Below are 6242 nucleotides of genomic sequence, written 5' to 3' on the forward strand. Positions count from 1 at the left end.
CTATTAATTAACAATAGGTTAAACGTGTGAGTAGTATTGTTTTATCACCTCGGCCTAGTTAATATGGGCATTATGTTTAACCAAACAAATGGATAAAAATCATGAATTTGCATGAATATCAGGCAAAACAGTTGTTCACAGAGTATGGCTTACCTGTACCGCAGGGCATTGCCTGTGATAGCGCAGAACAAGCAGTAAGTGCAGCGTCTCAGTTAGGCGGAGACAAATGGGTGATTAAATGTCAGGTGCATGCCGGAGGCCGTGGTAAGGCGGGCGGTGTAGAGCTTGTGAAAACAAAAGAAGGCCTGCGGGATTTTGCACATAAATGGTTAGGCAAAAATTTAGTGACTTACCAGACAGATGCAGACGGGCAGCCGGTTAATAAACTCCTGGTTGAAAGCTGCTCTGATATTGCTAATGAGCTTTATTTAGGCGCGGTTGTGGACCGAGCTTCGCAGCGTGTTATTTTCATGGCCTCAACTGAAGGCGGTGTGGAAATTGAGAAAGTTGCACAAGATACGCCGGAGCTGATTCATCAGGCAGTTATTGATCCGCTGGTAGGCGCGCAGGCTTATCAAGGACGTGAACTTGCATTTAAACTTGGTCTTTCCGGGAAGCAGATAGGCCAGTTTACAAAAATATTTTTAGGACTTTCATCAATTTTCCATGAGAAAGATTTAGCACTTCTTGAAATCAACCCTCTGGTTGTGACGAAGCAGGATGACTTAATCTGTTTAGACGGCAAAATCAGCATCGACTCAAACGCAATGTACCGTCAGAAAGTACTGCATGAAATGAATGATGCCACGCAGGATGACGCACGTGAGGTACATGCCGCACAGTGGGAGCTTAACTATGTTGCACTGGACGGCAATATCGGCTGTATGGTTAACGGTGCAGGTCTGGCCATGGGCACAATGGATATTGTGCAGCTGCACGGTGGCAAGCCGGCTAACTTCCTGGATGTAGGGGGCGGTGCAACCAAAGAGCGTGTTACCGAAGCATTTAAAATCATTCTTTCTGACGATAAAGTTGAAGCTGTTTTAGTTAATATCTTCGGTGGTATCGTTCGTTGTGATCTTATTGCAGACGGTGTTATCGGCGCGGTTGCAGAAGTAGGTGTATCAGTTCCGGTTATCGTTCGTTTAGAAGGTAATAACGCAGAGTTAGGTCGTGCAAAACTTGCTGAGTCAGGCCTGAACATTATTGCGGCGGCTTCGCTTAGCGATGCGGCAGAGCAGTCAGTTAAAGCAGTAGGAGCTGGTAAATAATGAGCATTTTAATTAATAAAGATACAAAAGTAATCTGTCAGGGTTTCACCGGCGGACAGGGCACATTCCACTCTGAGCAGGCTATTGATTACGGTACACAAATGGTCGGCGGTGTATCGCCGGGTAAGGGCGGTCAAGTTCACCTTGGTCTTCCGGTATTTAATACTGTACGTGAGGCGGTTGAAAAAACCGGCGCGACAGCAACGGTTATCTATGTACCGGCACCATTTTGTAAAGATGCAATTTTAGAAGCGGTTGATGCGGGTATTAAATTGATTGTAACTATTACTGAAGGCATTCCGACACTGGATCTGCTGGAAGTTAAAGTTAAATTAGACCAGTCTGGTGTTGTGATGGTCGGTCCTAACTGCCCGGGGGTTATCACTCCCGATGAATGTAAAATCGGTATTATGCCGGGCCATATTCATAAAAAAGGTAAAGTCGGTATTGTTTCCCGCTCTGGTACATTAACTTACGAAGCGGTTAAGCAGACCACAGATGAAGGTTTCGGTCAGTCTACCTGTGTCGGTATTGGTGGTGATCCTATTCCAGGTTCAAGCTTTATTGATATCCTTGCTCTTTTCCAGAACGATCCGGAAACAGAAGCTATTGTAATGATTGGTGAGATCGGCGGCACTGCGGAAGAAGAAGCGGCTGCATTTATTAAAGCAAATGTTACTAAACCTGTTGTTTCTTATATTGCCGGTGTAACTGCACCAGCAGGTAAGCGTATGGGGCATGCAGGGGCCATTATCGCCGGTGGTAAAGGTACTGCTGAAGATAAATTCAAAGCACTGGAAGATGCGGGCGTGAAAACGACTAAATCTCTCGCTGAAATCGGCAAGGCATTACGTGAAGTAACCGGCTGGTAATCTCTTCGGAATTTTTTACTGATTAAAAGCCTCGTTTAACGAGGCTTTTTTGTGTCTGGTTTAACAACAATTAAATCAAGAGTTGAAAGTGGCTAAGTGCTATTAATAACCCGCTGTTAATGCCCTGCATCGTTACTTAAATATTTTCAAAGAGAACCTCTAAACGCAGCGTTACTGACGCCTCTTTTTCCCGTTCGCTGTTTTGCTCTTTCGGCCAGTTTATTTCCGGGGTAAATTCATAAAAGAACCATTTTCGTAGGATGTTATGCCTGTAGGTCACGGATAAGTGGCTGTTACTGATAAAGTGATAGGGCTTGTCCTGAGCGGTAATACTGGCTTTATAACTGAGGGCCTGTTTTTTTGAAATATACTGGTAGAGCGTAAATCCAGAGCCGAGCTCAAAATGATCAACATCGTTTTCATACTTAAAGTAATTGGACCAGCGCAATAAAAAAGTCGGACTAAGTGAATGCTCAATATCCAGTTCCGTTACTTCACCTGTTACTTTTTTCTTCTGGTAGATTCGCTGCGTCAGGTTGCCGACAGTCTGCTCAGAAAAAGGATAGCTGTAACGGTAGCGGGCTTCAATGCTTGGTCTGAGCGATACCTTTATATTAAAACTACTGCGCCCTCTGGCAAACCAGTCGTAGCGTAAGCCGACTGTGCTGTCGGAACTTTCACTGCTGTTGGGAAATAAATTAGTAATATGCTCCTCTGCATCAGATTCAATTACAACTTTTAGTTTGCGGGTAACTTTAGGAAGATGAAAACGTGCTTTTAACTGCGTTTCATATTCAAAGCCCTCTGATTCAACTAACTTAAAGTCGTTGTACCAGCGGACCATAGTGCCGGCACGTGCATCTTCTGTGAACCTGTCGTCCACGAAAAACTCATCAAACCATAACGCAGGCTGGCAAAATTTTCTATTCAGGTAGTTATAAGCCTGATCAACTAGTTCGCTTTCCGGGGTTTGACTGAAACAGGGATCTTCCTTCTCTTGTTCTGCGAGGAGGACTGGACAAAAAAGAGATAAAAATAAAAAAGGGAATATAAATTTATACAAGTGATCCTTCACTTCTAAGTTGATTAACTATCTGAATATCCTAGTTAATCCAGTATAGCAGCAGCTTGTAGTTATACAAGCCGCTTATACCCAAACTATTTAAAGAAGCATCTTTCAGTAGTCTGGGTATCAGTAATTACTCTTCGTCTAAATCGTCCTGCTCAGCTTCAAAAGCCGCTAAGCGTTTTTCTTCATATAAAGCGGCGGCTGCTTCTTTTTCAGCTAAGGCTTTAGCTGCTAATTCATTGCGGACTGCACGTTTTTCAGCTTTACGCTTAGTCGCCGCCTGAAGGTTTTCAACAAATTCTGCTAACTGCTCTTTGGCCCAAGCCTGTGCAAGCTCTTCGCTTGCAAAACCTTTCTTACGTTTTGATACGCTGGTTCTGCGTGCTGTTACACGACGAGTGATTTCCGCATGCCATTTTTCACCGTCTTGCTTAATGCGGTAATCAAATTTATTTTGTTGTGCCATTGTTGTTTTTTCCTAGTGCTTAATTAATTATTTATTTTTCTGTTTATTTGCGGATAGTCAGTGAATCCGAGTGATCTTTTAGAAAAATAAACAGTATGTGCGGATTTTAGCATGAAAGGGCTTTTATCCGCAGGTTTAAATTTATAGCCGAAAGCTATTAAGTTAGCTGCCTGCCATCTTTATTTATCAGCAGTCTATTCTTTGCCTTTCTTTAATGTCGGCCAGGTAAAACCGCTGTTATTGTTCTGCTTACTTTTATTGTCTTTTTTATCTGTTTTTCCCTGCGCAGTGTTTTTTTGCCTGTACTGCTCTGCATCAGCTCTTTTACGCTCTATTGCCCCTCTAATTAATTTAGCCGCTGCCGGATGATCGCTGCAGAAGGTTTTCAGATATAAAATTTCGACTTTACTGCGTGCCCATGGGGTTTGGCGCAAGAACTTAAGGCTGGATTTAAGTCTGGGTTTATTGATAAAACAGTTAATGTTAAGTAACTCACCCATCTCTTTCCAGCCTAATTTAGCCTCCAGGTCGGTTAGTATCTTTTCTAGTTTTACACCATGCAGGGGATCGTTACTGTTATTCATTTTTTTGCCTGAAATTAAAAAAGGTGATTGTACAAGTTTAACTGAGAATAGTGAATGAATTGCGCAGTTAATATCGTTAAGTTAACTACAGACTGGTCGTTAAGCGCCGTGCTATGTGATAAATGTTATCAGCATTCAAGTTGTTATATTTAAAAACAGACTAAACTTTTGTAAACGCTATAAGGTAAATTACGATTCTGTTGATTCTTATTAAGGGAATATATATGAAGCAGGTTTATGACGTGATACAAATTCAAGCGCCGAGTCTTAAAAATAACCGTCTTGGCGACAGTATTGTTCGTGATGTCTTAGTGCTTCTGCCAGAAAGTTATTGTCATAACAGAGATAAAGACTACCCGGTGGTCTATCTGCTGCATGGTTTCGGGGAAAGTGCAGAGAGGTGGTTTTCTGATGCACTGCCGGATCCAACGCTACATTTAACCTCCAGGCTGCTGACTGCTCAGGAGAAAATTGGGGAAATGATTTATGTGTTACCGGAAAACGGCTGCCGGTTTACCTGTGCGGGTTACAATAATAATGACATTCAAGGCAACTGGTTAGATTATATCTGTATTGATTTAATTCATGAGATTGAGAGCCGCTATCGCTGTTTAAACGGGCCGGAAAATCGAGCTTTAATAGGGCACAGCTCCGGCGGGGATGCAGTATTACGTTTAGCGCTAAAAAAACCAGGGTATTTTTCTACTTACTTTGCCATGAGCTGCGCGCAGCTGTATGCCGGAAATAATGACTGGCTGGTGGAGCTGTATACAAGTCATTTTGAACAGTTAATAAGAGTGCAGCAGGGGAAACTGCCGGTGGATTCACTAGATATCTATGCACATCTTCTGGTTAACCTTGCACAGCAGGCACTGCCGGATAAGGCAAGTCCGCCGCTGTTTATTCAGCTGCCGATTAACGAGGAAGACTGGCATAAGTTTACTCCGCTTTACGGACTGAACTTGTTTGAGCATTATGGTCAAAACCTTAATGAGGTAAATCTGGCCATGGACGCCGGATTTAACGATCTGTATTTCAGCAAGATAAAATCCTTTGCGCAGTTATTGAAAGATAAAGGTGTTGATATTGACTGGTTTGAGTTTGATGGAGGGCATGTTGATCATATGGGGGAAAATTTGAATTATGTGCTGCCCTGGGTGTGGCGCTGTCTGCTGCAGGATAAACAGTAAGGAAGTGTAAAGAGGATTGCATCTAATAATACAGTTCGGATATCTTGTTGAGCTTAACTCCCTATTGAGCTTCTACTATGAAACTATATATTTATCCGTTATGCGCGCTGCTGCTTGCGAGCCCAGGCCTTTATGCAAAAGATTTTTCCGGACATCGTGTTGGGATTGGTATGGTGGACAGCGGCTATCTGCCGAAGAATGTTGTACTGGTTGAATACGGCTATGAATTTAACCGCATAATCGGTGTGAATATATCCGGCAGCAGTTATGAAGAAGATTATTATGAGGGCTGGTTGAAGTATGACGGTACCTACGCAAGAATTTCCTCAGATATTGGTTATACATTTGATTTTAACGGCTGGGATTTAAAACCCTATGCATTACTCGGAATGATTCATCTTAACGAATCAAATACATTATCTAACTCTTCAACAACCGAGGTGCAGTACGGCGGCGGCGTTCGGGCTACATTAGATTTCGGGGGGTATTTAGACTTATCGTTTAAAGCAATGGATCTTGAAGGTAGAGACGGTAATGAGTCATCACTGACAATCGGCTATAAGTTTTAAGTCTTTCTATCGACTTTGCTGGATTTGTAGTCATTTGAACCGTTTTAGCAAATTAATTCTCTTTAACTGCTTGTGATTCAAGAAAAATTCTATACAATTCACTGCACTTATCTGAGAATATACAGATACCGCCCGGGTGGTGGAATTGGTAGACACAAGGGATTTAAAATCCCTCGCTTTCTGAGCGTGACGGTTCAAGTCCGTCTCCGGGCACCAATTCA

7 protein-coding genes and 1 tRNA gene are annotated in these 6242 nt (G+C 42.6%); 5 read left to right on the forward strand and 3 right to left on the reverse strand.

Going from position 1 to position 6242, the window contains the following annotated elements:
• Positions 1-101 precede the first annotated feature (101 nt).
• Together sucC and sucD are read left to right on the forward strand one after the other, a co-directional pair.
• Complete coding sequence (gene sucC / locus G337_RS0116085) at positions 102-1271, forward strand: ADP-forming succinate--CoA ligase subunit beta (RefSeq protein ID WP_028864813.1); 1170 nt, start codon at positions 102-104, stop codon at positions 1269-1271.
• The gene (sucD, locus tag G337_RS0116090) at positions 1271-2143 is read left to right on the forward strand and encodes a succinate--CoA ligase subunit alpha (protein ID WP_028864814.1); all 873 of its coding nucleotides are present in this window, start codon (positions 1271-1273) and stop codon (positions 2141-2143) included. Before sucC ends, sucD begins: the two co-directional genes overlap by 1 nt.
• 136 nt (positions 2144-2279) lie before the next feature.
• Here the strand turns inward: sucD and G337_RS0116095 are convergent, their stop codons facing one another.
• From G337_RS0116095 to G337_RS0116105, 3 genes are all read right to left on the reverse strand, one after another.
• Complete coding sequence (locus G337_RS0116095; protein WP_028864815.1) at positions 2280-3206, reverse strand: hypothetical protein; 927 nt, start codon at positions 3204-3206, stop codon at positions 2280-2282.
• A 136-nt stretch (positions 3207-3342) separates the two neighbouring features.
• Positions 3343-3678 (reverse strand): DUF3622 domain-containing protein, encoded by a 336-nt coding sequence (locus G337_RS0116100; protein WP_028864816.1) that lies wholly within the window; start codon positions 3676-3678, stop codon positions 3343-3345.
• 194 nt (positions 3679-3872) lie between these two features.
• Complete coding sequence (locus G337_RS0116105) at positions 3873-4262, reverse strand: VF530 family protein (RefSeq protein ID WP_028864817.1); 390 nt, start codon at positions 4260-4262, stop codon at positions 3873-3875.
• A 224-nt stretch (positions 4263-4486) separates the two neighbouring features.
• On the opposite strand from G337_RS0116105, the gene G337_RS0116110 reads away from it, so the two are divergent.
• From G337_RS0116110 to G337_RS0116120, 3 genes are all read left to right on the forward strand, one after another.
• Complete coding sequence (locus G337_RS0116110) at positions 4487-5452, forward strand: alpha/beta hydrolase (RefSeq protein WP_028864818.1); 966 nt, start codon at positions 4487-4489, stop codon at positions 5450-5452.
• 77 nt (positions 5453-5529) lie between these two features.
• Positions 5530-6021 (forward strand): outer membrane beta-barrel protein, encoded by a 492-nt coding sequence (locus G337_RS26405; RefSeq protein WP_051303304.1) that lies wholly within the window; start codon positions 5530-5532, stop codon positions 6019-6021.
• A gap of 130 nt (positions 6022-6151) precedes the next feature.
• A tRNA-Leu gene (locus tag G337_RS0116120) sits at positions 6152-6237 on the forward strand.
• Positions 6238-6242 lie beyond the last annotated feature (5 nt).

This window comes from Psychromonas aquimarina ATCC BAA-1526 (assembly GCF_000428725.1).
GTDB classification, from domain to species: domain Bacteria; phylum Pseudomonadota; class Gammaproteobacteria; order Enterobacterales; family Psychromonadaceae; genus Psychromonas; species Psychromonas aquimarina.

What these genes read in the sequence shown, in the direction of transcription:
- G337_RS0116100 (WP_028864816.1), bottom strand. Translation starts at nt 3,678, where the DNA reads ATGGCACAACAAAATAAATTTGATTACCGCATTAAGCAAGACGGTGAA.
- sucD (WP_028864814.1), top strand. Translation starts at nt 1,271, where the DNA reads ATGAGCATTTTAATTAATAAAGATACAAAAGTAATCTGTCAGGGTTTC.
- G337_RS26405 (WP_051303304.1), top strand. Translation starts at nt 5,530, where the DNA reads ATGAAACTATATATTTATCCGTTATGCGCGCTGCTGCTTGCGAGCCCA.
- G337_RS0116110 (WP_028864818.1), top strand. Translation starts at nt 4,487, where the DNA reads ATGAAGCAGGTTTATGACGTGATACAAATTCAAGCGCCGAGTCTTAAA.
- sucC (WP_028864813.1), top strand. Translation starts at nt 102, where the DNA reads ATGAATTTGCATGAATATCAGGCAAAACAGTTGTTCACAGAGTATGGC.
- G337_RS0116105 (WP_028864817.1), bottom strand. Translation starts at nt 4,262, where the DNA reads ATGAATAACAGTAACGATCCCCTGCATGGTGTAAAACTAGAAAAGATA.